Origin of the sequence: Rhizobium rhizoryzae, from assembly GCF_011046895.1 — a bacterium.
Taxonomy (GTDB): Bacteria; Pseudomonadota; Alphaproteobacteria; order Rhizobiales; family Rhizobiaceae; genus Neorhizobium; species Neorhizobium rhizoryzae.
In genome coordinates, this window is sequence record NZ_CP049249.1 from 698,185 (window position 1) to 724,042 (window position 25,858).

Here is a 25,858-nt window from a genome sequence, read left to right on the forward strand (position 1 = left end):
GGCTCACTGACACGCATAATGGGGAGTTGGGCATGCACGATCGGGAGTTATTGGCGGCGATGTTTCGGGCAGCGGTTGACGCCGCAGATCCCAGGACCGCCTTGGCGCGTCATCTCCCGGAGCCGCCAACCTCCGGAAGAACGGTGGTGATTGGAGCTGGCAAAGGGGCGGCCCAGATGGCAGCAGCGCTGGAAGAACTATGGCCGAAACCTTTGACCGGCGTCGTCGTGACTCGCTACGGCTATGGATGCAGCACTCGCTTCATCGATATCATTGAGGCTGCTCATCCTGTTCCGGATGCAGCTGGGTTACAGGCGACCCAACGCCTCTTCGACACCATTGTTGATTTGAAAGAAGAAGATCTCGTCATAGCGTTGATTTGCGGCGGCGCTTCTGCGCTCCTGCCCTGCCCGCCCGACGGACTGACGCTGGATGACGAAATTGCCTTGAACGAGGCTCTGCTCGCGTCTGGCGCGCCAATTTCGGCAATGAACACGGTCCGCAAGCATTTCTCCGGTATCAAGGGCGGTCGGCTGGCGGCAGCAACAAAGGCGCGGGTTGCAAGCCTCATCGTGTCCGACATACCCGGTGACAATCCGGCCTTTGTCGGCTCCGGCCCAACCGTTCCCGACTCGACCAGACGCGCCGACGCGCAAGCCATCATCGAACAATACGCAATTTCACTGTCTCCGCGAATGATGGCACATCTCCAATCACCCGGTGCGGATGCTCCTCTTCCAGACGACCCAACGTTCGCGCGCAACTCCATCAGCATCATCGCGTCGGCACGCCTCTCATTGGAGGCCGCAGCTTTGACAGCTTCGCAAGCTGGCATCACGCCCCATATACTGTCGGATTCCATTGAAGGCGAAGCAAGGGACGTCGCGAACGTTCATGCAGCGCTCGCGCGCGAGATCGGTCAACGCGATAGACCATTCAGCAGGCCTTGCGTTCTCATTTCAGGTGGCGAGACGACGGTGACGATCCGGGGACAGGGTGGGCGTGGTGGTCGCAACGGGGAATTTGCACTGGCCGCCGCCTTGGGGCTTCAGGACTTGGAAGCAAGCCTGATCGCTGCGGATACCGACGGCATTGACGGCTCCGAGAGCAATGCCGGCGCTTTTGTTGATGGCACAACCGTGCAGCGCATGCGCGCAGCTGGTATCGATGCCCGGGAACTCCTCAGTCGGAATGACAGCTATTCAGCCTTCGAGGCAGTTGGCGACCTGTTCGTCACTGGACCGACGGGAACGAACGTCAATGATTTCCGCGCAATCATGTTACGTTGATCCAGGCCTTAGATTTTCCTGCCAGGCCTGATACGCTGCAAGAACGGTTTCCATCTGCACTGTGTGCGCGGCGACAAAGGGCGCGCCATAGAGCGTTTCATCGGGATATTCCGTGATCAAGGTCACAGGATAAAGCCCATCATTCCCGACAGTGACCATGCACGGAAACCCGTTCACAAGCGTAAGGCCGTTCGGTCCTGCATGCGTTTCGAAGAGTGCGTGCTGGCGACGGTTCATGGCCATCAGGTCTTTCTGGCTCGCCAACCGGCGCGTCACGTGATCCAGCAACGCCATGGCTTCAGGCCTTGCTTCTTCATGATGCCGCAGGATGAGAAAGAACCCCTTCGGGATCATCCACGCCGGAAAGCCACGCGGAACATAGCCGGTCAAAGGTCTGGTCCATTCATGTGCGGGGTATCCGTGCAGATTAATGTGCAGCCCGGCGCCCGTTTGTCTTCGCGCCTGCATTCGCAAGCGCTTCTCGAAGATGAGCGCCTCGTCAGACACACCGCGATATTCCAGATCGTCTCCGAGCGCAGTGTAGCGTGCGGCATGGCTCATATGAGACGGATTCTCCGCACATAACCGGCCTTGCAAGGCATAGCCGTCAGGATTTTCGCAAGGAATGACGGTGAAATGGGAAGACGCCGAGGTTGAAAGAATCCGGGCCGCGCGTAGCGCTCCTACTATTCCGGATGTCTCATTTGCATGTTGCCCGCCGCTGATCAGCACCGGCGCGTCCGACCCCTGAAGATATCGCGCATGAACCAGGCGACCCGCAACCGTCTCGCAAGTGAGCGTTTCCCCGCGCAGGCTATTCAGTTCGGTCACGATCTGCGCCTCCCCAGCCGCCTGCTGCGCCTCATCAAGAGGCTGGGCCTCACCTCCTCGCGCGCGCCGATCATAAGGCCGGAGTTCTATCGACAGTTCAGGACGCCCAGTCGCGAAGGTGATTTCGGGCACGATCTGTCCCGGCCTGACATTACGATCACCGAGCATCTTGCCGGACTTCAGCGTGAAATATTCGAGGGCGGAGAAATACAGATCCTCATGTAGCGCCTCGCGCAGGCTCATGCTTTCATCCAGAGGCGGCAGTGGCAAATCCATCTGCGGGAGTTGGACAGAGACGTTCAACTCCTCGAAAAACGGGGCATCGCTCTTCCACCCATGGGCGGCGATGATCTTCATCGCGTCTTTGTAAATCTCTTCGAAATCCGTCTCTATCTCTTGATCGAGGCCCCGTTCCGGCACTTTGAGCCAGCCAGTGGGCGACAAGACGTTCTGTCCCGTCAGGTCAACGTACACGCGGTTCGGCGCATAGATCGTGCGGGTATGGATGTCGCTCCCGATGGAAAGATTGACTTCGTAGCACAGATCCTCAACGGGCGCCTTCGGCTGCAACTCAAAGGAACGAGATCCAACAAGGGCCGCCAGAGGATAAGCCTCGAGACGAAAACGTTTCTTGTCCGCGAACGGCGAAACGGGATAGCTGACGCTGACGGCGGTCACGTCCGACAGGTCAATTTCTTCCAGAAATGCATTCACCAGCGGCTTGTAAGCGGAACGTGCGCGTAACGTGATTCCACGGCTTTTGGCTTCGGCTTCCATCTCAAGGCGGGTTGTCCTATCATCGAAGCTCCAGACTTCGGCCACATCGCCTTTCCGAAGCAGGTTCATCACGCGGTCGAACATCCGGTCGTAGGTCTTTTGAAACAGCGTCACCATCCGTTCGTCCTCGTCGTGATCCGATGACTATCTGGCTACCATGCATTTGGTACGGCGGAAATGCATAGCTGAATTACACGTGACGGCGCCAAGGCTTGATGCTATCGATCCGCATCTTTGCTATTACCGATGGAACAACTGACGCATGAAGAAGGCGATGCCGGCAGACAAGGTGGGACAAGCAAGCGAACCTGCCCAAACCTTGGCAGAAAGCATTGCGGACAAAATTCGGGAACGTGTCATTTCGGGCTGGTTGACACCAGGCAGCCATCTCTCGGAAGTTGCGCTGGGTGAGGAACTCGGCGTATCACGCAATACGTTGCGCGAAGTGTTTCGCCTCCTCACGAAGGAAGGCTTGCTTCGCCACGAAGCCAATCGGGGGGTGTTTGTCAGCACGCCAAGCATGGCCACTATCATCGATATCTACAATGTTCGACGCATGATCGAATGTCAGGCGATGGCAGGCGCTCACCCCAGGCATCCGGGTGTTGCAAAAATGCGGGCCGCCGTCGAAGAAGCGGTTCGCTACCGGGAAGCTGGAGAATGGCTGCAAGCCGGAACCGCCGATATCGCCTATCACGCGGCCATTGTCGAGCTGGCGGACAGTCCTCGCCTCAATACGTTTTTCGCACAGGTCGCGCTGGAGCTTCGCCTTGTTTTCGGCCTGCTGCGCGATCCGGAATACCTCCACGCGCGCTACGTGGACAAGAACCTGCTCATCCTGTCAGAACTGGAAGCCGGTCAGACAGCAAAAGCCGCGGACATGTTGCGCGACTATCTGTTCGATGCGGAGCGTTTCATTCTCGGTGCCTATTCACGCCTTGGCTCTTAGCCCATCCAGAAAGATGTCGAGCAACTTAAGCGCCTTGGCTTGCCAATCATTCTCGGGTTGCGCGTAATAGATCCCGATCAGCGTCCGCAGCAGATCCTCCGCAGAGATATCGTCGCGAAGACTCCCCCCGGCTACGGCACGTTGAAGCAACAAGTCCAGCGCTTCGACCATGCGCGCTGTTGACGAAGCTTTCAGTTCGGGATTGCCGTAGACCGCCAGTTGCAGGGCCTGCATCATCCCCTTTTTCGTGGCAACAAGCCTCACATTGGCCTGAAGCCATTGCCTGAGTGCTGCGAAGGCGTCAGTCTCATGACCCAACGTCGAGGCCAAATCGCAAAGCTGGTCAACCTCATGGCGGTAAACTGCCTCAAAGAGTTCTTCCCGTGACGGAAAGTGCCGATAAAGCGTACCGATCCCGACGCCTGCTTTCTTCGCGACCGCCTCAAGACTGGCCTGCGTTCCCCCGACGCTGAAAATTTCCGTCGCGGCCTTGAGCAAGATTTCACGGTTACGCACCGAGTCCGCTCGCGGCTTGCGCCTTGTCTTCTTCGCTTCAGGGACCATTTCCAATTTCTGACTTAAGCCTCTTGCTAAACGGAGGGTGCCTCCGTATATTGAGTATGTAAAGCAGAAGCTGACGCACTGCTTTTTTGGCCACGATGGCAATTCAAAGTTTCATACTGCCGGACATACCGTCAATCGCGGTTCAAATCTCAACATCACTCTTTCTGAATGGGGTACGCATGTCACTCTCCATCAGCCTTACCATAAATGGAGACGCAAGAACGATTGTTCTTGAAGATCCACGCGTGACGCTGCTCGATCTTCTGCGTGAACGCCTGCAACTGACCGGAACCAAGAAGGGTTGCGACCGAGGGCAGTGCGGCGCCTGTACTGTTCTCGTGGACGGTCGCCGGATCAATTCCTGTCTTACGCTTGCAATGACGGTCGACGGGGCTCACGTCACGACGATTGAAGGCCTGGCAACGGGCGATGAACTTCATCCGGTTCAGGCAGCGTTTCTTGATTGTGATGGCCTGCAGTGCGGTTATTGCACGCCGGGGCAGATCATGAGTGCCGTCGGCCTGATCGCCGAAGGGCAAGCGGTGGGTGATCCAGAGCGGGTTCGAGAACTGATGAGCGGTAATATCTGTCGATGCGGTGCCTACAAGGGCATCACGGAAGCCGTCCTTGCCGCGATGGAAAAAGATGCAACAATCTTCAAGGAAAGGGATGCGGCATGAACCTGTTCGACTATGTCCGAGCATCCTCTGTCGATGAAGCTGTTGCCGCAGTTGCGAAGCCCGGCGCGCGCATACTGGCGGGCGGCACAAACCTTCTGGATCTCATGAAGATCGGCGTTGCTGAACCGACGACGCTTGTCGACATAACGCGCCTGGAAGATCTGAAGCGTATCGATTGGCTAACGGATGGCGGTGTGCGCATCGGATCGCTCGTGCGCAATTCAGACTTGGCTTACGAAACCCGCTTCGCCACTGCGTTTCCCATGGTTGCAGAGGCTTTGCTATCCGGTGCCTCTGCTCAGTTGCGCAATGCCGCGACGGCGGGCGGAAATCTTCTTCAGAAGACACGCTGCTCCTACTATCAGGATGTGGCCAGCGCTTGTAACCGACGAAATGCTGGCTCTGGCTGCGATGCACGCCACGGTCTCAATCGCCTGCACGCGGTCCTGGGCTGGAGCGATCACTGCATCGCCACCCATCCTTCCGATTTTTGCGTCCCGCTTGCGGCTCTTGAAGCGATGGTCGAGGTAACTGGCAAGGGAGGTATCCGCGAGATACCGATAGAAAGCTTTCACCTTCTTCCGGGAGATCAGCCGGCCAAGGAAAACGCGCTCGAAGCGGGCGAACTGGTTACGGCAATCCGCATCCCGGCGGACGCATCACGATTTGCAGCGCATAGCCGCTATCTGAAGCTTCGCGAGCGTACCTCCTATGCCTTTGCCCTGGTTTCGGCAGCGGCCGCCATGACGATCGAGGATGGTCGCATTCTAGAGGCTCGCCTGACCCTCGGCGCCATTGCCGCCAAACCGTGGCGTTCGAGAGATGCGGAAGCGGCAATGATCGGACAGATGCCGTCCAAGGACCTCTTCCATCACGCCGCCGGTCTCGCCTTGCAGGGGGCAATCCCCAGCGGGGACAATGCCTTCAAGATCGAGCTTGCTGGCCGCCTTGCCGCCAGAGCCTTGTCTGCTGCCAGTGCCGGAACACCTGCTGCGATGCCAGCACTTCCTGGCTCGCCGCTATCGACATTTTCAGGAGATGCCCATGTCGCTTGACCATTCGTCAGACACTTCGGCAAGACCAACGACCCGTTATGGATCAAACTCGGGGCAGCCCCTGACCCGGCGCGATGGCGTTCTCAAGGTGACCGGGCAGGCAACCTATGCCGCGGACAACCATCCCGCACAACTTGCCTACGCCGTCATGGTTGGCGCAACAATCGCCCGCGGCCGCGTAACGGCCATGGATGTGGAAGCTGCCAGCCGTCATCCCGGCATCATCGAGGTCTTCACGCCGGATAATGCACCCGCTTTCGCGCATGATCCGGATGAAAAGATGCCACCCTTTGGCTTTCGGCTGGAGCTCTTGCAGAACCATTCAGTCCGTTACGCCGGACAGCCAATTGCTCTGGTGGTAGCGGAAACGCTGGAAGCAGCAACGGAAGGCGCGCGCCTGCTTCAACCCGTCTATGAGACGGATGAAGCGCGCACCGGTCGCGACAACGGCGTTCAGTTTGACCCGCAAGCGGTCGGGGTGGGTGGCCCGCCATCGACCTCCCACGGCGATCTCGATGCCGCCTTCGCCGCATCAGAAACGATCGTCGAAGCGGAATATTCAACACCTGCGCAATATCACAATGCCATGGAACCGCATGCCGTTGTCGCAGAGTGGAACGGCGATCACCTCACCCTCGATATGCCCAATCAGGCGCTGGCCATGAGCTGCGCCTCCTATGCGCGCTATTTCGATGTTCCAGTCGAAAATGTCGTCATACGGTCTCCATTTCTGGGTGGCGGCTTCGGTTCGAAGGCAATTCTCAATGGCCCGCAGATTCTGGCGATTGCCGCCGCACGCAAGCTGAAGCGCCCGGTCAGACTGGCACTCACCCGTGCCCAGATGTACGGACCGGTCGGCCATCGTGGACAGACATGGCAAACGCTGCGAATGGGATTGTCGAGTGATGGCAGGTTGAAAGCAATCCATCACCGTTCGATATCTGCCACGTCGAGCTTCGACGATTTTCTGGAACCTGCCGCCAATGCTTCGCTTCCGCTCTACGCGGCAGATGCGCTGCTGGCGGAGCACAAAGGTCTGCGCCTTGACATCGGCACACCAGGGCCGATGCGTGCACCCGGCGAAGCAAGCGGATCCGCTGCGCTTGAAGTTGCCATAGACGAAGCAGCCGAAGCCTGCGGACTGGATCCGCTCGAGTTCCGTCTGCTGAACTACGCCGAGAGTGAGCCCGGCTCCGGCAGACCCTTCTCTTCCAAGGCACTGCGTGAATGCTATGAGCGCGGCGCGGAGGCATTCGGTTGGAAACAGCGCCCGCGCGCAGCGCGCACGATGCGGGACGACAATGGGCTGCTCGTCGGCTGGGGAATGGGTACGGCCGTGTTCCCCTGCCCCATGTTCCCGGCACAGGCAAGAACAACCGTGCGGGCGGATGGCTCCGTTCTCGTGGAAACCGGCGGCGTTGACATGGGCCAGGGCGCATGGACCGCACTGGCGCAGATTGCTGCAGAGGCGCTGGGACTGGAAGCACACGAGATCGAATTCCGATCCGGCGTTTCAACGCTGCCGGATGCCGGGGTCGCCGGGGGATCAGGCCACACCGCCAGTGCTGGCCTCGCCTTGAGCAATTCAGGTCTCGATGCGCTCGCAAAGCTTGCGGAAATTGCCACCAACGATCCCGACTCACCACTGTTCGGTGCTGGCAACATTGGTGTCCTTCCCAGAGGCGGACGATTGGTCCGTCGTGACGACGAAAGCCGCGGTGAACGTTTTGCCGACATCCTGACACGGGCAAAGCAGAGCGAAGTCATCGGCGAAGCGAAGTCGATGCGGGAACCCGGGAATGCGGAAAAGTTCGCCATGTACTCACACGGCGCCGTATTTGCCGAGGTCAAGGTAGATCCTGATCTTGGACAAATCCGCACAACGAGACTGGTGGGCGCCTTCGCCGCAGGACGCGTCATCAATCCCCGGCTGGTCCGCAGTCAGTATTATGGCGGGATGATCTGGGGAACATCGTTCGCCCTGCATGAGGCCGCACTCATTGACCAGCGCACAGGCCGCGTGATGAATGCCGATCTCGCGGAATATCATGTTCCGGTGAACGCAGATGTTCCGTCGTTGGAAGCCATACTGGTTGCAGAGGACGATCCATACGTCAATGCCATCGGCGTCAAGGGCGTCGGCGAAATCGGCATTACTGGAACCGTGGGCGCAATCGCAAATGCCGTCTGGCATGCGACGGGCAGGCGCGTACGACATTTCCCGATCCATATCGAGGACATTCTTGGCCTCTAACATTCGACGACCCAGCCGTTTTGATCGAACGGCTGGGTCGATGATCCGGCGAGGATTGAGATCGTAGTCAACTCAGAACGACCAATAGCGGATTTGCCGATGTTTCTGGATATGAAGAGCTATGGGCCAAGGCCGGAGCCACTGCCGCCCAAACCATCGAAGCCCAACCTCAGCCCAAGGGAGCAAAAAATCCTGGCATGGGTGATCTGCTTCAACATCCTGGTTCTGTTCATCGCGCCGATCGGCGGCGCAACAGTCATCCATAGCCTGCTGGCGTTCATGTTTAAGTAAAACTTGAACCCACCTCCACGACTGAAAGACCTATTCATCGACGCCAATGTGTTTCAGAGCATCCCTCAGCTGGGGTAAATCGAAAGGTTTCTGAAGGACGTGTGCCGAAAGGTATGGCGGTTCGAGACCGGCAGCACCATAGCCGCTGGCGAAAATGAAGGGTATGCCCCGCTCTGTCAGGCGATCTGCCACCGGGAAGGAACGCTTGCCAGCAAGATTGATGTCGAGAATTGCCATATCGATCTCTGCAGTCGCAGCCTTTTCAATGGCCGGTTCAAGCCGCATGACAGGACCAATCGGCTGGTGCCCGAGGTCGACAAGAAGATCCTCAATCAACATGGCGACCAACATTTCGTCCTCAACAACAAGTATACGCATCAGACAGAATCCATGACCGGCTTATCCCGAATTGCCTCCAGAGTTGTATCCAGCGTGAAAATCACGCCGGCTGGATCAAAGCGTAATTGGGCGTCGCCGGATAATTCGTGAGGGAGCACCTGAAGAATGAGCCTTGAGCCAAAGCCGCGCTGTCCGGCGTCGATAACGGCAGGTCCTCCACGCTCTCGCCAGAGAAGGCGAAACGTCTGATCTTCAAGAGACCAGGCAATATCGACATATCCGTCAGGCACGGACAAAGCTCCATATTTGAGCGCATTTGTCGCAAGTTCATGGATCGCAAGGGCGACGGACATTGCGGCGTGCGGCCCGACCCGCAGATCCGGCCCTGATAGAACGAAGCGCCGTTTACCGCCTTCTTGGAAAGCTTCAAGCGCGCTTTCAATCATCATCTTCAGGCTTGCGCCTGACCAGTTCTCGTTTGTCAGGACATTATGGGCTTTCGAGAGCGCCAGAATTCGTCGTGTTATGGCGTTGGATGCAGCCGCAGCCCCCTCGACGTTGCGCAGCGTCTGGCTAACAATGGACTGGATGGAGGCGAGCGTGTTCTTCACCCTGTGGTTCAATTCGTTGATCAGAAGCTTCTGATAATTTTCAGCCCGTACCCGATCCGTGACATCGGATCCCTGAACAAAGATGTGGCTCACAGAGTTGGCCTCATCCCGGATCGGCTGAAAGACGAAGTCCACAAACCGCTCCTCCATTCTCCCACCCTTGGCGCGTCCGATGACAACGCGCTCCGACATGCGGATGACCGGTTCCCCGGTTGCGAAAACCTGATCAAGAAGCGAGATGAAACCTTGATCTGCCATTTCGGGTAGCGCCGACGCAATGGGTTGCCCGAGCACGTCGCGGCTTCCGATCAATTTCTGATATTCGGGATTGATCAGGTCGAAACGATGGTCCTGTCCGCTCAACATCGCCATGAATGTAGGCGCCTGCGAAAACAGGTTCTGCAGCCGCTGGAATTCCTCCTTGTTGCGGCGCTCCGCTAGAACACGCTCGGTGGTTTCAACGACGATCGCAATGACCCCCGCCGGACGACCTTCCTCATCCATCACTGGAGAATAATCGAGATCCATCCACACCTGCTCGGGGTAGCCTTTGCGGTGGAGTGTCAGTTCCTGATCGCGGTAGGCCAAGGTTTTTCCTGACAGGCCGACCTTCATGACATGATCATTGAAATCGGCTATCTCGGCCCATCCTTCCCGCACATTTGAGCCGAACAATGCTGGATGTCGCGCGCCAGCAAAGACCGAATAGGCGTCGTTATAGATCATGACGCCCTCTTCCCCCCATAGCATGACAATTGGAACCGGAGACTGGATCAGCAGCGCAATCGCCGTTTTCAGAGATTGGGGCCAGGTTGACACATCGCCCAAGGGTGTCTGACGCCATTCAAACTTGCGGACGAGTGCAGCCATTTCGCCATCATGGCCAAGGAATTTGAACGGGTCGATCGTTCCGGGCATTGCACTTATCCTGAGCTTGAGTTCACCCCCCAAGGTAGAGGCATTTGAGCATCTGCCAAGAGTTGTAATTGCAGAAACTGATCGATCAACGCATTTGGATCAGAATGTACAAATTTGAATTGGTATCTGCCCCATAAAACCGGTAACGAGGGGCAAGAATTAGATATGCCTCAAATAGTTGGTTTGCTGCCGCTCATTCGCTTGCGAAGCGAGCGCAAGCCAGACTGAGGTGGCAGCTTGCACCATTTAAAGAAGTATTCGCGATGTCAGAGACCCGGCCCAACACACTCAAGGCGGCAGCGTGGATGCTGGCTTCAATCGCCCTATTGCTCCTGATGGCCGTTTCGGGTCGTGCGACGACAAAAGAGCTGAACGTTTTTCAGGTCATGGAAATGCGATCCGTCATCGCATTTTTTATGCTGCTCCCATTCGTGTATCGGGAGGGTGGCTTCCGCGCGATGCGCACGCGCATCCTGTTCAGTCATATCGTCCGCAATGGTGCACATTATGTCGGCCAGTTTTTGTGGCTCATGGGGCTGACCATGATTCCGATGGCGCAGGTGATCGCAATTGAGTTTACCGCGCCAATCTGGACCGCCCTCATGGCGGCAGCCTTTCTCGGTGAAAAGCTGACCTGGAGAAAATCGCTCGCGATTCTGCTGGGCCTCGTCGGCGTTATCATTATTGTCAGGCCCGGTGGTACATCCATCAATCCCGGCCAGCTCGTCGTCCTGGGCGCAGCCTTTGTCTTCGCGGTATCGTTCATCACGACGAAAGCACTCACCAGGCGTGACAGCGCCACCAAGATCATTTTCTGGATGCTGATCATCCAGTCGGTTATCGGTTTTACTCCAGCCCTCAATGTCTGGGTCTGGCCATCGGCTGGTCTGTGGCCGTGGATCTTTCTGATCGCGTTTTCCGGTACATTTGCCCATTTTTGCATGGCAAAAGCACTTTCCTATGCAGATGCCACTGTCGTCATGCCTATGGATTATCTCAGGGTGCCGCTTTCCGCCGTGATTGGATATCTGCTTTATGCAGAAGCGATCGACGTCTTCACAGCCTGCGGCGCAGCCCTGATCCTCACCGGTAACCTTTTCAACCTGCGCAGAAACAAGCCACTTCCTGCGCAGGCTGCCTAATGCCGTTAAAGGGTAGCGCGATCTTTCAGATCCGCTCTCGACGCTTTAACTTTTTGTTTGATCGCATGTCGTTACCGCAAAACCGCAGCACAATTTTTGCTACGACATGCCGTTAGCGATGCATATCGAACAGCAGCGCCCTTCCGTCAGTCACCCATTCAATATCGGGAATTGAACCAGTTCCCAACTGGATACCGTCTCCTGATGAAAGACGCTCACCGTCGACCATTGCCAGACCCTCGATGATATGCACGAAGGTCAACCGTTCGGGCGACGATGGGACAGGAAGCCGTGTCCCCTCAGCGACGTTTGCTAGGAAAAGCCGCGTATCGGAATTCAGCCTCAGAGGCGCCTTCGCATCACCGCCTGCCGCAAGAACTTGCCATCCCCCAGTCATATCGTCTTCAACCGGCAAGGGTGCCTGCTGATATGTGGGCAGGCCATTCCGAACGTCCGGGATCAACCAGATTTGCAGAAAATGAGCAGGTGCGTCAGCTGAAGCATTCATCTCAGAATGGCGCACGCCGCTGCCAGCATACATCAACTGAGCTTCACCGGGCGCAATGGTTGCGACATTGCCCAATGTATCGCGATGTTCCAACTGACCGGAAAGCACGATCGTCAGAATGTCCATGTCAGCGTGACCATGCTCTGAGAAGCCGGAACCCGGCGCGATCCGGTCTTCATTGATCACGCGAAGTGCGCCAAATCCCATACGGGTCGGATCTTGAAAGCCACCGAAGGAAAACGTGTGAAAGCTGTCAAGCCAACCAGTATTCGTACGACCGCGGCTCATATTCTCGTGGATCAGGGTCATCTTCATTTCCTTTCACGTGTGAAGCAAGACAGTGCTTCCGTTGCGTGAAAGATGACATTTGTCAGACGTCTTCATAAGATGAACAATTGCGCCATCACTGTTTTCAATTTAGAGACAGTGATGGCTAAGGCTCAGATGGAAAGACAGAGATACTTGATTTCGAGATAGTCCTCGATGCCGTATTTCGAGCCTTCACGCCCCTGTCCGGATTGTTTGATCCCTCCGAATGGCGCAACTTCGGTGGAGATCAATCCGGTATTGATCCCGACCATTCCATATTCCAAAGCTTCCGCCACGCGGAAGACCTTGGAGAGGTCCTTAGCGTAGAAGTAGGAGGCCAAACCAAACTCCGTATCATTGGCAAGCTCGATCACCTCTTCCTCAGTCTCGAAGCGGAAGAGAGGCGCGACCGGGCCAAAGGTTTCTTCCCGTGCGACCTTCATGGAAGATGTTACATCCGTCAGGACCGTTGGCTGAAAGAAGAGATCGCCTTGGCCGTCGCGTCGCCCACCGGTGGTCACATTCGCCCCCTGAGAAAGAGCATCGGAAATATGCTCCTCAACCTTGGAGAGTGCTTTGGATGAAATGAGCGGGCCTGCCTGAACACCCTCCTCGAAGCCATTGCCAATCTTCAACTGTGCGACACGTTCCGTAAGCCGGGCTGCAAACGCATCATAGATACCGGATTGTACGTATAGCCGGTTTGCGCAAACGCAAGTCTGGCCGTTATTGCGAAATTTGGAGATCATCGCGCCTTCTACTGCGGCATCGAGATCTGCATCATCGAAGACGATGAAAGGTGCGTTGCCACCAAGCTCCAGCCCAAGCTTCAACACCTGATCTGCGCCTTGCCGCATGAGGATCTTGCCGACATTGGTGGACCCGGTGAAAGTCAGTTTGCGAACCTTACTGTTCGCACACATCTCCTGTCCAATGCTGGCTGAATCCGTGGACAGCACGACGTTGAAAAGTCCAGGCGCCAAGCCAGCGCGTAGCGCCAGAACAGCGAGCGCCAGTGCGGAAAGCGGAGTTTCCGCAGCCGGTTTGGAAACCATGGCACAGCCAGCCGCCAGGGCAGGCGCAAGCTTGCGGGCGAGCATCGCATTCGGAAAATTCCACGGCGTGATCGACGCAACGACACCAACGGGTTGCTTCAGAACGATGATGCGTTTGTCTGGCTGATGTCCGGGGATGGTATCGCCATATATGCGCTTTGCCTCTTCGGCAAACCATTCCACATACGAAGCGCCATAAAGAACTTCGCCCTTGGCCTCGGCAAGGGGTTTGCCCATTTCCGAGGTCAGGATGATCGCCAGATCATCAGCATGCGCCACGATCAGATCGTAGAAGTGACGCAGCACACCGGCGCGCTCTTTACCCGTTCTCGCAGCCCATGCTTTTTGCGCCGCATGCGCCGCCTCGATTGCATCTGCCGTTTCCGCTCGCCCCATATCGGGCAATACGGCCAGCACCTCTCCAGTTGCCGGATTGGTGACTTCAAAGGTTTCGCCTGTTTCGCTCCGTCCGACCCAGCGGTCAGCGATCAGCGCGGTATCGACAAGCAAGGACGGATCTTCGAGCCGTGATGCGAGCGTGGAAGAAACCGACATGGATCAAGCCTCCGCCGCGCATTCGCGGAGGGTGGTTTCCAGAATATCCAGCGCTTCCGCGAAGACATCGTCCTGAATGGTGATCGGAGCGAGGAAGCGGATCACATTGCCGTGGACGCCGCAGGTCAGGAGGATCAAGCCCTTTTCCAGCGCCCGAAGTCTCACTTTGTTCGTGAAATCCGGGTTTGGAGTCGTTGAGTGAGGGAGATTGAATTCGACAGCATTCATGAAGCCAGGTCCGCGAATATCCGCGATCTGTGGAACGGCTTCCGTCAGCGAGTGCAATCTCTGCTTGAGCCGCGCGCCAAGCTGGTCTGCCCGTGCGCAAAGCGCCTCTTCCTCGATCACATCGAGCACCGCGTTCCCCGCAGCAATGCCAATCGGGTTACCACCATAAGTGCCCCCCAGTCCTCCCGGTCCAGGCGCATCCATGATGTCGGCGCGACCTGTGACTGCAGCGATAGGGAAACCGCCGCCCAGACCTTTCGCCATGGTGGTCAGATCTGCATGAACGCCATAATGCTCCATGGCGAAAAGCTTGCCGGTGCGGGCAAACCCGGTCTGAACTTCATCTGCAATCAGCAGAATACCGTGCTTGTCTGCGAGCTCGCGGAGCTTTGCCATGAACGCGCGCGGCACTTCGTAAAAGCCGCCCTCGCCCTGAACTGGCTCTACGATGAAGGCAGCAACCCGGTTAGGATCGACATCAGCCTTGAACAGCTTGTCGAGAACGCCCAGCGTATCTTCGACGGTTGTGCCGTGAAGGGCAACCGGAAACGGTACGTGGAAGACATCGGGCATCATGGCACCGAACCCCGTCTTGTAAGGCACCACTTTGCCGGTGAGCGTCATGCCCATGAATGTCCTGCCGTGGAAGGCGCCAGTAAAGGCGATCACCGCCGACCGATTTGTGGCAGCGCGGGCGATTTTTACCGCATTCTCAACCGCTTCCGCACCGGTCGTCACGAAGATCGTCTTCTTGGGAAAGTCGCCCGGGACCGCATCATTGAGACGCTCAGCGAGACGAATATAGTTCTCGTAAGGAATGACCTGATGGCAGGTATGGGTAAAGTGGTCGAGCTGATCACGAACCGCAGCCATGACCTTCGGATGCCGATGCCCCGTGTTGACGACGGCGATGCCCGCGGCGAAATCGATATAGCGACGGCCTTCCACATCCCAGATTTCTGCGTTCTCGGCGCGTTCTGCGTAAACGCTCGTGGTGACACCCACGCCGCGCGAAATTGCGTCGCTGCGGCGAACCGCCAATGCCTGATTATCCATGCTGCGCCCCTCTTTGAAAAAGATCCGGAACGAAAATCGCCCTCTAACGATTTCTTGCATTTTTTCTGTAGTTTTACAATCGGGGTTCCGCACATTATTTCAGCATGGACCGATCAGAAATTCAGAGCAGCGGCAAGGTGGATACAATCCTATTCAAAATTGCGGAGGCGGCGCGCATGGCGGGGGTTTCGCCCTCCACCCTGCGCCTATGGGAAAGCCAGGGGTTGATTGAGCCGATCCGGACGCCCTCCGGGCAGCGCCTGTTTGACAGCTCACACATCGACCGTCTGAAAATGATCAGCTACCTCAGGACCGAAAAAGGACTGAACCCGGCGGCAATCCGTGAGCAGTTGAAGCAAGAATCTGCAGATGCAGACACTGACAGTGCCTCCAACGAGGAAGAGCTTACCTCAGGCTCCAATCTATCGATCGGCCAGAAGATCAGACGTATGCGACGAGAGGCAGCCAAGACTCTCGATGCCGTGGCGCGCGATCTCGATATCCCGATTTCGCTTCTCTCGACATTCGAGAGGACATCGCAGGGGTTGTCGCTCAAAGGAATGCATGATCTGGCCAACTATTTCGGCACGACCATCACGTCCTTGAGCGGACAGGAGGAACCAAGCGGCGCGGAATCACTCATCCGATCCGGTAGATGGTCGACTTGGCCAACGACCTTTTCAGGCGTCACCATCCAGTGTTTGGCGGAGGGACGCAACCAGATGGAATGCCATCGGTTTGTTCTGGCACCCGGCGCCTCAAGTGAAGGAGCCTACAGGCATCCGGGGGAGGAGTTTCTGCATATTCTCAGCGGAAACCTTGAGATTATGCTGGATGGTTCGAACTTCTTTGAGCTTGCGGCAGGCGACAGTTTTTACTTCGAAAGCACACGCCTCCACTCATGGAGAAATATTCACGACGGTGAAACGGTGCTGATCTGGGTCAATACACCGCCCACCTTCTGATGGTTCATCTCACCGTTTCACCCGCATGGTCTGGACGCCAGTGCCAGAGAATGCGCTTCACACCCTCCCGCGCAGCAGTTCAAGCGTTTCTGGGAAACAGCTGCCAATGCTTGGGCCGGAAGTTGATCTGACTCCTCAGGGCAGCCGGGTGATCAACGGGCACATCGACTTCTACCCGGTACTGGCTGCCGCCGAGCTCGAGTTCCAGGCGGCGGGCGCCGGCAAGCCGTCGGCTGCCGACCACGACGCCATCAAAGCAACCGCCACAGCCACTGAGAAATTCAATGTCGTGCGGACGGAAAAACAAGGATGACGGGCCTTCGGCTGCGTCATCGGTCTTCAGGCCGACCGTGCGGTCGTCAAGCCATACCTCACCATTTTCGACACGAACCGGCAGCTCCGATGCCTCACCAATGAAGCGATGTACGAAGGGAGAGCCAGGCTTGTCGTAAACATCATCGGCTGATCCAACTTGCTCAATCTTGCCCTGGCTCATTACCACGACGCGATCCGCGAGTTCCAATGCTTCTTCCTGATCATGGGTAACGAACACGGTCGTATGGCCAGTACGATCATGAAATTCTCGGAGCCATTTGCGCAGTTCCTTGCGAACCTTGGCATCCAGTGCCCCGAATGGCTCATCCAGCAGAAGAACCCGCGGCTCGATTGCCATGGCACGCGCCAAAGCCACACGCTGGCGCTGACCGCCGGACAACTGATTGGGATAGCGCTTTTCCAGACCCGAAAGATGGACCATCTCAAGGAGCTCGGCGACCCGTTTCCAAATCTCATTTTTGGGAGGGCGAGTGGAAGACGGACGAACATTCAATCCGAACGCGATATTATCAGCCACCGTCATATGCCGAAACAGCGCGTAATGCTGGAAGACAAATCCGATGTTGCGCTCCTGAACGCTCTTATGGGAGGCATCCTCTCCACCGAACAGAATCTTCCCGTTCGTAGGCTGATCGAGTCCGGCGATGAGGCGCAGAAGCGTTGTCTTTCCAGAACCTGACGGGCCAAGCAGAGCAATGAGTTCACCGGAACGGATATCGAGAGATACATCGTTGAGGGCCGGAAACCGGGCAAATTCCTTGGTGACGTTTGATACGGTAACTTCCATCATCATGCCCTTAATGTCGTCCGCCAGCATTGCCAGCGCCAAATCGTATTTCAAGAAGCGTTTTAAGCGCGAGTGTCACGAGCGCGAGCGCAGCCAACAGAGACGCAACGGCAAACGCCGCCGCCATATTGTATTCATTGTAGAGAATCTCGACATGAAGGGGCATTGTGTTGGTCAGGCCGCGAATATGGCCGGAGACGACAGACACCGCGCCAAATTCGCCCATCGCGCGGGCATTGCAGAGCAGCACGCCATACAACAGACCCCATTTGATATTGGGCAGTGTTACGTACCAGAAGGTTTGCCAACCGGAAGCTCCAAGAGAAAGTGCCGCTTCCTCATCTCCCGAACCCTGATCCTGCATGAGCGGAATCAGCTCACGCGCGACAAAGGGGAACGTCACGAACACCGTCGCCAGGACGATACCTGGAACCGCAAAGAGGATTTCGATCCCATAGCTCTTTAAGATAGGTCCCAGCACACTGTGGCTTCCAAAGAGAAGCACATAAACCAGACCCGAAATGACCGGTGAGATTGAAAATGGCAGATCGATGAGGGTTATCAGGAAAGCTTTGCCTTTGAACTCGAACTTAGCGATTGCCCAGGCGGCAGCGACGCCAAAGACAAGGTTCAACGGAACCGCAATAGCGGCAACGAGCAATGTCAACCGAATGGCCGCCGCGGCATCTGGTTCAACCAAAGCTTCCCAATAGCTGGCAGCACCGTTGCGGAAGGCTTCGATGAACACGGCCACCAGCGGCAGGAAGAGAAAGAAGGCGAGATACAGGCCACCGATCGATGTCAGGACGATCTTGGTTCCGATCCTCTCGTCGACAGGATTGACGAAGCGAGTTGCACGATCAGCCATTGCCGTACCTCCCCCTGCTCCACGACTGGATCAAATTGATGATCAGAAGCATGGCGAATGAGATAACCAGCATGATCGTCGCAATCGCCGTCGCGCCCGCATAATTGAACTCTTCCAATCGGATGACGATCAACAATGGCGCGATCTCGGAAACGTAAGGAATGTTTCCGGCAATGAAGACGACCGAACCGTATTCGCCGACGCCGCGTGCAAACGCCAGGGCAAAACCCGTCATGATCGCGGGCAGCAGGCTGGGCAGCAAGACCTTGAAGACGGTCTGAAAGCGGTTGGCACCAAGCGTGGCTGCCGCCTCCTCGACCTCACGATCGATCTCCTCCATGACAGGCTGCACAGTGCGGACGACGAACGGGAGCCCGATGAAAATCAGCGCTATGGTGATGCCGATCGGTGTGTAGGCAATACGGATGTCGAAGGGGGTGAACCATGCGCCGATCCATCCTTTCGGAGCATAGAGCGCACTGAGCGCAATGCCTGCGACTGCCGTTGGCAAGGCGAACGGAAGATCCACCATCGCATCGATCAGGCGACGGCCGGGAAAGTCGTAGCGAACCAGAACCCAACAGATCAATACGCCAAAGACACCGTTGATCAGGGCTGCGATCAGCGCAGTTCCGAAGCTGATCTTGAGGGCTGCCAGTGTCCGCTCATCCGTCAGGATGGACAGAAACTCGGATGCCGAGAGCGAACTAGCCCGAACTATGAGACCGGCAAGCGGTATCAGGATGATGAGGCCGAGGTAGGCGAGCGAAAAGCCAAGCGTCAATCCGAAACCTGGGATGATGCTCGGCTCTTTCAATCGCCACCGCATCGAAGCGGTGGTTGATGTCATATCAGGCTCACTCCTCAGCGTGCCGGCTTGTAGATCTGGTCGAAGATACCGCCGTCACCGAAGTGCTCAGGCTGCGCTTTCTTCCAACCACCAAACTGCGGATCATCGATGGTGACTAGCTTGATGTCTGGCAAGGCCTTTAGCAGTTCCGGCTTCACTACCGCACGGTTGGCCGGACGATAGAAGTGTTTCGCTGCGAGGTTTTGGCCTTCATCGGAATACAGGTACTGCAGGTAGGCTTCTGCGACCTTGCGCGTTCCCTTTGCATCGACATTGGCGTCAACGACAGCAACCGGCGGCTCAGCGAGGATTGAAATCGGGGGCACGACGATTTCGAACGCATCCTTGCCGAATTCCTCACCGGCGAGAAAAGCTTCGTTTTCCCAGGCCAGCAAAACATCGCCGATCTGGCGTTGCGCGAAGGTGACCGTCGAGCCGCGGGCACCACTGTCCAGCACCGGGGCACGCTTATAGAGATCTGCAATGTACGCCTTGATCTTGGCCTGATCCCCCTTGAACTCCTCGTTGGCCCAAGCCCATGCCGCCAGATAGTTCCAGCGAGCGCCACCGGAGGTCTTTGGATTCGGGGTCACGATCTTCACGTCACCCTTGACCAGATCGCCCCAGTTCTTGATGCCCTTGGGATTGCCCTTTCGAACAAGGAAAACGATCGTGGAGGTATACGGAGAAGAGTTGTTGCCGAGGCGTGCGCGCCAGTCGGGCTTTATCTTCCCGCCATTCTGTACAATGGCGTCAATGTCGCTTTCCAGTGCAAGCGTCACCACATCGGCTCCAAGACCATCGATAACCGAACGCGCTTGCTTGCCAGAACCGCCATGAGACTGCTGGATCGTAACGGTCTCACCAGCTTGCGCTTTGTAGTGCTTGGCGAAGGCCGCGTTGAAGTCCTTATAAAACTCGCGTGTCGGATCATAAGAGACATTCAACAGTGTCGTGTCGGCATGCACGGCCGGTGCCATTAGAAGCGATGCAAGTACACAGGCCATGGCAAACCTCAGAGTGCGAATATCTTTCGACATGGCAACTTCCCTCCAGTTGATGGCTTAAGACTACCGAACAGGTCGACTTAGTCAACGAAGGTCCGCCCCTAAAGAAATCTGTTTCATTTTCGTGATCAGCGCGGAGAAAGTCTGATCGATATCCAGTTCGTTTCACGCAAAGAATCGCGCGTCTACAGACGGTGATAGGGAATATTCTTGAACGGTCGAGACCGACCCATGCTTCAAAATGCGTTGGATGCTAGCGCTGCGATCACGCAATAGCGCGCAAACTTTGCGATCGTAACGAAGATGAGAAAGCTTGCCAGCGGTTCTCGCAGCACGCCCGCTACGACCGTGATCGGATCGCCAATGATCGGAACCCAACTCGCCAACAGAGACCATCGGCCGTATTTTCCGTACCAGCGGCTTGCTTGATTGAGGCCAGCTTCGGAGACCGGAAACCAGCGCCGGTTGCGAAAACGTTCGATGCCCCGACCGAGCGCCCAGTTCACGACGGATCCTGCGACATTCCCGATGGTGGCAAAAACAACGAGCAGAACAACCGGGTGTTCAGCCTGGACGACGAGATATGCAAGGAGTGCTTCCGATTGTGCTGGCAATAGGGTTGCCGCGACGAAGGCTGTTGCCATCAGCCCGAGATAGGCCATCATGTCCGGTCTGTTCCGCATCCGCCTCAGTCTGGGGGTCTCGTAAACCAAATAGGCTCCCGGGTCAAAGCGCTCTTCGGGTCCCCATTGATCCGTCGGATCAGAGAGGGCGTAGATTGGCACAAAAGAAAGGCTAGACGGAATGAACCCCCATCGTGTGACAGTCTGGTTTGACAGCGGATGTCCGCTTTGCCGTCGCGAAATTGCGCTGATGCGAAAGCTGGACCGCGGCAATGCCATCCGCTTCGTAGACCTTTATGATGCATCGGCCAGTTGCCCGATTGATCGTGCAGAAGCACTGGCGCGGTTTCATGCAGAAGAAAATGGCAAGCTTTATGTCGGTGCACAGGCGTTTGCTGCAATGTGGCGGGCGATTCCCATGTTCCGCCCACTCGGAATTATGGCAGGGTGGGCGCCTTTGACTCCCCTTTTCGACCTACTTTATCGTGGCTTCTTGCGCATCAGGCCACGCCTGCAACGGCTGTTCCAGTAAGCGCTGCTATTCGTCCATCACCGCTTCGACAATATCACAGAGTTGAGATAAACCGCGTGGCAGCGGCGGGCTGCAGCCCGCGATTTGGCGAGAAAGGAAGCAGATGCAGCGCGTTGAAATTCAGGCCGGATTGGATCTCTCACGGATCGTCTATGGCATGTGGCGGCTAGCCGATGATCAGGATGTGTCCGCGGGCAATATCATTGCCAAAGTGGAAGCATGCCTTGAACAGGGTATTACCACCATGGATCATGCGGATATCTATGGCGGCTACACCGTTGAAGAGCATTTCGGCAGAGCATTGAAAGGCGCCGGACTTCGAGACAAGATCGAAATTGTTACCAAATGCGGCATAGTTGCACCCACGGGAGACTACGCCGGGGCACGGCTGAAGCATTATAATACCTCGGCAGAGCACATCAGCGCGTCGATCGACAGATCTCTACGTCTCCTGGGCACAGATTACATCGATCTTTTGCTGATCCACCGCCCCGATCCTTTCATGGATTTTACGGAAACCGGCGGCGCTCTCGATGCCGCCGTGTCATCCGGCAAGGTCAGAGCCGTCGGCGTTTCGAATTTCCGCCCCTGGGATCTCGCGGCGCTTCAGTCGTGCATGCAGACGAAACTCGTGGTCAACCAGATCGAACTGAGCCTTTTGGCGCGGGACCCGTTCACGAATGGTGATCTGAGCTCGATGACACGAGACAAGGTCCGGGCAATGGCATGGTCACCTCTGGGTGGTGGCCGCCTTTTTTCAAATGACACCGACCTTGGCAGGACGCTGGATCGCATCGCAGCCGAACAAGGTGTAGATCGCACAGCCATTGCCGTCGCCTGGCTACTCGCACATCCGGCCCACATTCTGCCCGTCATGGGTACAAACAATGTTGCACGCATTCGACAGATTGGCGATGCGATGAAAGTCAAGCTTTCGCGGGAAGACTGGTTCGAACTCTATTCCACGGCAGAAGGCCGGGACGTTCCATAACGTCTCGGCAATCGGCGGCCTGCAATCAGGCCGCCGGCTTAGAGATCACAGCGTCAGGCTGCCTGATGCAATCGACGGCTGAAAATCGGGCCCTGGCTGTATTTGCGCAAGGATTTCGCCGCTGCAAGCACGGCCAGATCGACCAACGGCTCAATGAGGATAACGCTCATATAGGCCACGCCGAAACTTCCGATGCTCACGAGATTTTCGACCGTGAACCCGTGGCCATAGAGCGCCCAGAAGGCCACCCAGGCAACAATACCACCCTGATAGGCGGTAGACAGTGTAAATGCCTGGCGATAGGTCACATCAACATAGGCCGTGCGGGCCGGAATAAGCTTGGCCGCGAGCTGGCTGATGGCCCAAAGCGGAACGAGCAAGGTCGTTACGTTCATGCCATACTGAGGAAGATCGAACGGCGAGAAGAACAGGCCCTGGATGAGGAGGCCGGCGGCAAGCCCGATGGACGCAGCACCTGCGCCGAACATCAGGAACAGGGTCGACCCAAGAATGAGGTGAACTTCGGAAACGCCGACCGGATGATGCGGCAAGACCTCGAAAAAGCCGAAGACGAGAACGGTCGTAATGGCACTTCGCAACGCGAGCGACGCGACACCACCATCCCGACGAACACTGTCTGTTGCCATTTTGGCTGTCAGCCCCAGCGCGGCCAATGCTGTCGCGTAGCTGAGCACGATTTTTGCGCCGTCAACGACGCCCGGTTCAATATGCATATCTGCCTCCCCGCGCCCACCGCGCGGTCGATTGGTGTGTCATAATCGGACGAATGTCCGCCTCTGATGGCAGGTCTCCTGGCTTGCGATTCGCAGCTTCATCCCCCTTCCCGGCCCTGACGCCAGTGGATAACGGATGTCGCTCCTCGCCTACAGTTGCGGGGGCAGCCGTGGCATTGGCAACTTGCGTTGCATCACCACATTCCCTTTTCACCGGTTGCTTTATGGGCAACCGAGACCATCATCGGGAAGCCTAAGACTGTTTTTGAGCGCAGCGCAATCCCGTTCACGGCGATTTCACGAGAAAACAACTGTGAGACAGAATCACGGGTCAGGAAATACGATGCTCGCATCGAAACGAGACTGGTCGGGCGCCAGCGGCGTGGCCGTCAGTTCCAGTTGCGCGCCCATCTGGGTCGCCAGCCGTTCCACGATGGCGAGCCCCAGACCCGAGCCGGGATGAAGGGAATGGCCGCGCACGAAGCGCTGTCGCAGCTTTTCCGGAGGAAGCAAGGTCTTGGGCGACGTGAGGTTCGATACGCGCAGGCCATCCGGCTTCAGGTGCACGTCGACATGCGTGTCAGGCAAGCGGTAGGCGAGAGCATTTTCGACCAGATTACGGGCAGCAATGGCAAAGGCGTCCGGATCTACCTCGCGAGAAAGGACCATTCTCTCCGGACGATGATAATGAAGAACCGAGCCACTCTGGCTGTTGCGCAAGAATTCTTCCATAACGACGTCAAGGATCGTCGACAGGTCCGAACGAACCGCAGACTTACCGATGCCCGCATCGGCTCGCGCAAGCTGCAACAACTTTTCCGTCAGCACGGAGAGCTTCCTGAGTGCTGCGTCAACCTGCCTGGCGCGATCCCGGGTCTGTCCATCCTCAAGCTCGGAAAGCAGGAGCTGGCTTTGTGCAAGTGCACCTGCAATGGGTGTCCGCAATTCGTGAGCACTGTTGGCGGTCAAGGAACGTTCTGCTTCCAGCGCATCGTCCACCCGCTTGATCAGAAGGTTGACGGATTGCTGGATCGGTTCGAGTTCGATAGGCAGATCCTTGAGATCGATGGGTGCAAGATTCCCGCTGTCGCGCAGGCCGATAACGCGCTTCAAACGATCCACCTCGCTGACGTTGCGACGCACGAACCAACTGACGGCAATCAGACTCGCCGGCAGGAGCAGGAGAAGCGGCAGCAGCAGTGCCGTACCGCCCTCAATTGAGGCCTCCCGCCGATGTTCCAGCGAATCTGCGACTTGTACGAAGATGCTGCCACTGACGGCAGCAACCGTGAATATGCGTTTTTCGCCGCCACTCCAGAAGCCTTCCACCAGCGGCGCTTCGTACGGATCGGCACTGACATTATGCGAATGCAGCAGCACGCGACCGGAGCCATCCCGAACCTGATAGGTCAAATACTCATCTGGCACGTTTTCGCGCAACGCCGTCAGCTTCCGGGGAGCGCTGGTATCCTCTCGAGTGTAAAGGTCATCAATGACCAGAGGTGCCAGGCGTTCTGCTGTCTCCTGAAGAGCGCTGTCGAAAACCTCGCCCATTTCCTCCTGCATGACAGAAAAGGCAAGTCCTGCAGCCAGCAGCCAGAAAGCCAATAGGGTCAATCCGAGCGAAATGCGCAGTTCGCGCGCAATGCTGCGGGGCCTCGGCATACTCATTCAGCCACCCGATAGCCGATACCGCGAACTGTTTCGACAATCTCCTTCCCCAACTTGCGCCGAAGACGGCTCACATAAACCTCAACGGTATTGCTTTCGATTTCGGCACCAAAAGCATAGAGCGCTTCTTCGATCTGGGACTTGGATACGATGGAATTGCGTCGCGCAAGAAGGCATTCAAGCACAGCCCACTCACGCGCGGAAAGGGAAATGCGCTCACCGGTCTTTCCCTCGATGCGATGTTCGGACGGATAGACCTCGAAGCCGGCCAGTTCGACCATCGGAGTCTGACTGGCGCCGTATCGTCTGGAAACCGCATGGATTCGCGCTTCCAGTTCATCCAGGTCGAAGGGCTTGACCAGATAGTCGTCCGCACCTGCATTCAACCCTGCGATCCGGTCAGATACCTGGTCATGCGCGGTCAGAACGATGACCGGTATCATCTGCTTCTTCAGCCGGATGTGCTTGAGAATATCGAGGCCGCTTCCATCGGGCAGGCGAAGATCGAGGAGAACCAGCGCATAATCAACACCAGCGAGACAGGCAAGCGCACTCTCCTTGTCTTCCGCAAGGTCCACTGCATGGTTGTGCCGGGTGACGTGAGTGCGCACCGCATCCGCCAGTGTTGCATCATCTTCTACAAGCAGGATACGCAAGGCAACGTGTCTCCATTTCGACCAAGCAAGTGTCTTATCAAACTGTCACCAAACTGAAATCGACCGCGTTGCGATTCCGTGATGAATTTCTCCTGTTTTCAGGTGGATGTCAGCTAATGAATACAGCGTAACAGGCGAACAATGGCTGGAGCAGATCACATGAAACGTCTCGTCGCTATTGCGATTGCAAGCTGGGCCGTCGGGACGGCAGCCGTTGCAAGCGAACGGTGCAACGTACCGATTGCCGATTGGCAACCACGCAAGGTCTTGCAAGCAAAGCTCGAAAGCGTTGGTTGGAAAGTGAGATCCATCCGAAGCGAAGATGGCTGCTACGAAGCTTTCGCCATCAATGCAGAGGGGGAGAAGGTTGCTGCCTTCTTCAATCCGAAAAGCCTCGAGATCCTCGATACGAAGATCGAACATTAGA

At 56.8% G+C, this 25,858-nt stretch carries 26 protein-coding genes and 1 riboswitch; of the genes, 11 read left to right on the forward strand and 15 right to left on the reverse strand.

Annotation, left to right across the window (positions count from 1 at the left end; genetic code table 11):
- The first annotated feature begins 32 nt into the window (after positions 1-32).
- A complete protein-coding gene (locus G6N80_RS04010; RefSeq protein ID WP_165131454.1) occupies positions 33-1,289 on the forward strand; it encodes a glycerate kinase type-2 family protein in 1,257 nt (418 codons plus the stop codon).
- Here the strand turns inward: G6N80_RS04010 and G6N80_RS04015 are convergent.
- A complete protein-coding gene (locus G6N80_RS04015) occupies positions 1,281-3,014 on the reverse strand; it encodes a M14 family metallopeptidase (protein WP_165131457.1) in 1,734 nt (577 codons plus the stop codon). The genes G6N80_RS04010 and G6N80_RS04015 overlap by 9 nt on opposite strands.
- A 145-nt stretch (positions 3,015-3,159) precedes the next feature.
- On the opposite strand from G6N80_RS04015, the gene G6N80_RS04020 reads away from it, so the two are divergent.
- Positions 3,160-3,846, forward strand: a complete 687-nt coding sequence (locus G6N80_RS04020; protein WP_062556406.1) for a GntR family transcriptional regulator — start codon at positions 3,160-3,162, stop codon at positions 3,844-3,846.
- On the opposite strand, the gene G6N80_RS04025 is transcribed toward G6N80_RS04020, so the two are convergent.
- Positions 3,829-4,410, reverse strand: coding sequence for a TetR/AcrR family transcriptional regulator (locus tag G6N80_RS04025; protein WP_062556405.1), 582 nt, complete (start codon positions 4,408-4,410; stop codon positions 3,829-3,831). The genes G6N80_RS04020 and G6N80_RS04025 overlap by 18 nt on opposite strands.
- A 179-nt stretch (positions 4,411-4,589) precedes the next feature.
- On the opposite strand from G6N80_RS04025, the gene G6N80_RS04030 reads away from it, so the two are divergent.
- From G6N80_RS04030 to G6N80_RS04045, 4 genes are all read left to right on the forward strand, one after another.
- On the forward strand, positions 4,590-5,090 hold the full coding sequence (locus G6N80_RS04030) for a (2Fe-2S)-binding protein (protein WP_165131460.1): 501 nt from the start codon (positions 4,590-4,592) through the stop codon (positions 5,088-5,090).
- On the forward strand, positions 5,087-6,145 hold the full coding sequence (locus G6N80_RS04035; RefSeq protein ID WP_165131463.1) for an FAD binding domain-containing protein: 1,059 nt from the start codon (positions 5,087-5,089) through the stop codon (positions 6,143-6,145). Before G6N80_RS04030 ends, G6N80_RS04035 begins: the two co-directional genes overlap by 4 nt.
- Positions 6,135-8,399 (forward strand): xanthine dehydrogenase family protein molybdopterin-binding subunit, encoded by a 2,265-nt coding sequence (locus G6N80_RS04040; RefSeq protein ID WP_165131466.1) that lies wholly within the window; start codon positions 6,135-6,137, stop codon positions 8,397-8,399. Before G6N80_RS04035 ends, G6N80_RS04040 begins: the two co-directional genes overlap by 11 nt.
- 99 nt (positions 8,400-8,498) lie before the next feature.
- Positions 8,499-8,690 (forward strand): hypothetical protein, encoded by a 192-nt coding sequence (locus tag G6N80_RS04045; RefSeq protein WP_062556401.1) that lies wholly within the window; start codon positions 8,499-8,501, stop codon positions 8,688-8,690.
- 30 nt (positions 8,691-8,720) lie between these two features.
- On the opposite strand, the gene G6N80_RS04050 is transcribed toward G6N80_RS04045, so the two are convergent.
- A complete protein-coding gene (locus tag G6N80_RS04050) occupies positions 8,721-9,068 on the reverse strand; it encodes a response regulator (RefSeq protein WP_062556400.1) in 348 nt (115 codons plus the stop codon).
- A complete protein-coding gene (locus G6N80_RS04055) occupies positions 9,068-10,558 on the reverse strand; it encodes a sensor histidine kinase (protein WP_062556399.1) in 1,491 nt (496 codons plus the stop codon). The genes G6N80_RS04050 and G6N80_RS04055 overlap by 1 nt, the downstream gene beginning before the upstream one ends.
- A gap of 263 nt (positions 10,559-10,821) precedes the next feature.
- Between G6N80_RS04055 and G6N80_RS04060 the strand changes: the two genes are divergently transcribed.
- Positions 10,822-11,700, forward strand: coding sequence for a DMT family transporter (locus G6N80_RS04060; protein WP_165131469.1), 879 nt, complete (start codon positions 10,822-10,824; stop codon positions 11,698-11,700).
- Positions 11,701-11,812: 112 nt separating this feature from the next.
- Here the strand turns inward: G6N80_RS04060 and G6N80_RS04065 are convergent, their stop codons facing one another.
- From G6N80_RS04065 to G6N80_RS04075, 3 genes are all read right to left on the reverse strand, one after another.
- Positions 11,813-12,517, reverse strand: a complete 705-nt coding sequence (locus G6N80_RS04065; protein ID WP_200958475.1) for a pirin family protein — start codon at positions 12,515-12,517, stop codon at positions 11,813-11,815.
- A gap of 131 nt (positions 12,518-12,648) precedes the next feature.
- On the reverse strand, positions 12,649-14,127 hold the full coding sequence (locus tag G6N80_RS04070) for an NAD-dependent succinate-semialdehyde dehydrogenase (protein ID WP_165131472.1): 1,479 nt from the start codon (positions 14,125-14,127) through the stop codon (positions 12,649-12,651).
- A 3-nt stretch (positions 14,128-14,130) separates the two neighbouring features.
- Positions 14,131-15,411, reverse strand: a complete 1,281-nt coding sequence (locus G6N80_RS04075; protein WP_062556395.1) for a 4-aminobutyrate--2-oxoglutarate transaminase — start codon at positions 15,409-15,411, stop codon at positions 14,131-14,133.
- 104 nt (positions 15,412-15,515) lie between these two features.
- On the opposite strand from G6N80_RS04075, the gene G6N80_RS04080 reads away from it, so the two are divergent.
- A complete protein-coding gene (locus G6N80_RS04080) occupies positions 15,516-16,376 on the forward strand; it encodes a MerR family transcriptional regulator (RefSeq protein WP_165131475.1) in 861 nt (286 codons plus the stop codon).
- Between the two features lie 79 nt (positions 16,377-16,455).
- Here G6N80_RS04080 and G6N80_RS04085 read toward each other — a convergent pair whose 3' ends face one another.
- The 5 genes from G6N80_RS04085 to G6N80_RS04105 all read right to left on the reverse strand — a co-directional run bounded on the left by G6N80_RS04085 (position 16,456) and on the right by G6N80_RS04105 (position 20,889).
- The gene (locus tag G6N80_RS04085) at positions 16,456-17,499 is read right to left on the reverse strand and encodes a sulfate/molybdate ABC transporter ATP-binding protein (protein WP_165132347.1); all 1,044 of its coding nucleotides are present in this window, start codon (positions 17,497-17,499) and stop codon (positions 16,456-16,458) included.
- Between the two features lie 10 nt (positions 17,500-17,509).
- Complete coding sequence (gene cysW / locus G6N80_RS04090) at positions 17,510-18,367, reverse strand: sulfate ABC transporter permease subunit CysW (protein WP_062556393.1); 858 nt, start codon at positions 18,365-18,367, stop codon at positions 17,510-17,512.
- The gene (gene cysT, locus G6N80_RS04095; RefSeq protein ID WP_062556392.1) at positions 18,360-19,217 is read right to left on the reverse strand and encodes a sulfate ABC transporter permease subunit CysT; all 858 of its coding nucleotides are present in this window, start codon (positions 19,215-19,217) and stop codon (positions 18,360-18,362) included. Before cysT ends, cysW begins: the two co-directional genes overlap by 8 nt.
- Positions 19,218-19,231: 14 nt before the next feature.
- Complete coding sequence (locus tag G6N80_RS04100) at positions 19,232-20,224, reverse strand: sulfate ABC transporter substrate-binding protein (protein WP_244484829.1); 993 nt, start codon at positions 20,222-20,224, stop codon at positions 19,232-19,234.
- A 236-nt stretch (positions 20,225-20,460) separates the two neighbouring features.
- Complete coding sequence (locus G6N80_RS04105) at positions 20,461-20,889, reverse strand: YqaA family protein (RefSeq protein WP_165132350.1); 429 nt, start codon at positions 20,887-20,889, stop codon at positions 20,461-20,463.
- A gap of 139 nt (positions 20,890-21,028) precedes the next feature.
- On the opposite strand from G6N80_RS04105, the gene G6N80_RS04110 reads away from it, so the two are divergent.
- The gene (locus tag G6N80_RS04110; protein WP_165131478.1) at positions 21,029-21,379 is read left to right on the forward strand and encodes a thiol-disulfide oxidoreductase DCC family protein; all 351 of its coding nucleotides are present in this window, start codon (positions 21,029-21,031) and stop codon (positions 21,377-21,379) included.
- A gap of 103 nt (positions 21,380-21,482) precedes the next feature.
- Complete coding sequence (locus G6N80_RS04115) at positions 21,483-22,370, forward strand: aldo/keto reductase (RefSeq protein WP_165131481.1); 888 nt, start codon at positions 21,483-21,485, stop codon at positions 22,368-22,370.
- Positions 22,371-22,423: 53 nt separating this feature from the next.
- Here G6N80_RS04115 and G6N80_RS04120 read toward each other — a convergent pair whose 3' ends face one another.
- From G6N80_RS04120 to G6N80_RS04130, 3 genes are all read right to left on the reverse strand, one after another.
- A complete protein-coding gene (locus tag G6N80_RS04120; protein WP_062556387.1) occupies positions 22,424-23,104 on the reverse strand; it encodes an energy-coupling factor ABC transporter permease in 681 nt (226 codons plus the stop codon).
- 51 nt (positions 23,105-23,155) lie between these two features.
- A riboswitch (cobalamin riboswitch) is annotated at positions 23,156-23,362 on the reverse strand.
- A gap of 66 nt (positions 23,363-23,428) precedes the next feature.
- On the reverse strand, positions 23,429-24,775 hold the full coding sequence (locus G6N80_RS04125; RefSeq protein WP_062556386.1) for a histidine kinase dimerization/phospho-acceptor domain-containing protein: 1,347 nt from the start codon (positions 24,773-24,775) through the stop codon (positions 23,429-23,431).
- On the reverse strand, positions 24,772-25,431 hold the full coding sequence (locus tag G6N80_RS04130) for a response regulator transcription factor (protein ID WP_062556385.1): 660 nt from the start codon (positions 25,429-25,431) through the stop codon (positions 24,772-24,774). Before G6N80_RS04130 ends, G6N80_RS04125 begins: the two co-directional genes overlap by 4 nt.
- Positions 25,432-25,590: 159 nt before the next feature.
- Between G6N80_RS04130 and G6N80_RS04135 the strand changes: the two genes are divergently transcribed.
- Positions 25,591-25,857, forward strand: coding sequence for a PepSY domain-containing protein (locus G6N80_RS04135; RefSeq protein ID WP_062556883.1), 267 nt, complete (start codon positions 25,591-25,593; stop codon positions 25,855-25,857).
- Position 25,858: the final 1 nt, after the last annotated feature.

What these genes read in the sequence shown, in the direction of transcription:
- G6N80_RS04125 (WP_062556386.1), bottom strand. Translation starts at nt 24,775, where the DNA reads ATGAGTATGCCGAGGCCCCGCAGCATTGCGCGCGAACTGCGCATTTCG.
- G6N80_RS04085 (WP_165132347.1), bottom strand. Translation starts at nt 17,499, where the DNA reads ATGGAAGTTACCGTATCAAACGTCACCAAGGAATTTGCCCGGTTTCCG.
- G6N80_RS04055 (WP_062556399.1), bottom strand. Translation starts at nt 10,558, where the DNA reads ATGCCCGGAACGATCGACCCGTTCAAATTCCTTGGCCATGATGGCGAA.
- G6N80_RS04070 (WP_165131472.1), bottom strand. Translation starts at nt 14,127, where the DNA reads ATGTCGGTTTCTTCCACGCTCGCATCACGGCTCGAAGATCCGTCCTTG.
- G6N80_RS04080 (WP_165131475.1), top strand. Translation starts at nt 15,516, where the DNA reads ATGGACCGATCAGAAATTCAGAGCAGCGGCAAGGTGGATACAATCCTA.
- G6N80_RS04105 (WP_165132350.1), bottom strand. Translation starts at nt 20,889, where the DNA reads ATGATGGCCTATCTCGGGCTGATGGCAACAGCCTTCGTCGCGGCAACC.
- cysT (WP_062556392.1), bottom strand. Translation starts at nt 19,217, where the DNA reads ATGACATCAACCACCGCTTCGATGCGGTGGCGATTGAAAGAGCCGAGC.
- G6N80_RS04040 (WP_165131466.1), top strand. Translation starts at nt 6,135, where the DNA reads ATGTCGCTTGACCATTCGTCAGACACTTCGGCAAGACCAACGACCCGT.
- G6N80_RS04065 (WP_200958475.1), bottom strand. Translation starts at nt 12,517, where the DNA reads ATGACCCTGATCCACGAGAATATGAGCCGCGGTCGTACGAATACTGGT.
- G6N80_RS04050 (WP_062556400.1), bottom strand. Translation starts at nt 9,068, where the DNA reads ATGCGTATACTTGTTGTTGAGGACGAAATGTTGGTCGCCATGTTGATT.
- G6N80_RS04015 (WP_165131457.1), bottom strand. Translation starts at nt 3,014, where the DNA reads ATGGTGACGCTGTTTCAAAAGACCTACGACCGGATGTTCGACCGCGTG.
- G6N80_RS04115 (WP_165131481.1), top strand. Translation starts at nt 21,483, where the DNA reads ATGCAGCGCGTTGAAATTCAGGCCGGATTGGATCTCTCACGGATCGTC.
- G6N80_RS04100 (WP_244484829.1), bottom strand. Translation starts at nt 20,224, where the DNA reads ATGGCCTGTGTACTTGCATCGCTTCTAATGGCACCGGCCGTGCATGCC.
- cysW (WP_062556393.1), bottom strand. Translation starts at nt 18,367, where the DNA reads ATGGCTGATCGTGCAACTCGCTTCGTCAATCCTGTCGACGAGAGGATC.
- G6N80_RS04045 (WP_062556401.1), top strand. Translation starts at nt 8,499, where the DNA reads ATGTTTCTGGATATGAAGAGCTATGGGCCAAGGCCGGAGCCACTGCCG.
- G6N80_RS04135 (WP_062556883.1), top strand. Translation starts at nt 25,591, where the DNA reads ATGAAACGTCTCGTCGCTATTGCGATTGCAAGCTGGGCCGTCGGGACG.
- G6N80_RS04025 (WP_062556405.1), bottom strand. Translation starts at nt 4,410, where the DNA reads ATGGTCCCTGAAGCGAAGAAGACAAGGCGCAAGCCGCGAGCGGACTCG.
- G6N80_RS04120 (WP_062556387.1), bottom strand. Translation starts at nt 23,104, where the DNA reads ATGCATATTGAACCGGGCGTCGTTGACGGCGCAAAAATCGTGCTCAGC.
- G6N80_RS04030 (WP_165131460.1), top strand. Translation starts at nt 4,590, where the DNA reads ATGTCACTCTCCATCAGCCTTACCATAAATGGAGACGCAAGAACGATT.
- G6N80_RS04110 (WP_165131478.1), top strand. Translation starts at nt 21,029, where the DNA reads ATGAACCCCCATCGTGTGACAGTCTGGTTTGACAGCGGATGTCCGCTT.
- G6N80_RS04010 (WP_165131454.1), top strand. Translation starts at nt 33, where the DNA reads ATGCACGATCGGGAGTTATTGGCGGCGATGTTTCGGGCAGCGGTTGAC.
- G6N80_RS04035 (WP_165131463.1), top strand. Translation starts at nt 5,087, where the DNA reads ATGAACCTGTTCGACTATGTCCGAGCATCCTCTGTCGATGAAGCTGTT.
- G6N80_RS04020 (WP_062556406.1), top strand. Translation starts at nt 3,160, where the DNA reads ATGAAGAAGGCGATGCCGGCAGACAAGGTGGGACAAGCAAGCGAACCT.
- G6N80_RS04060 (WP_165131469.1), top strand. Translation starts at nt 10,822, where the DNA reads ATGTCAGAGACCCGGCCCAACACACTCAAGGCGGCAGCGTGGATGCTG.
- G6N80_RS04075 (WP_062556395.1), bottom strand. Translation starts at nt 15,411, where the DNA reads ATGGATAATCAGGCATTGGCGGTTCGCCGCAGCGACGCAATTTCGCGC.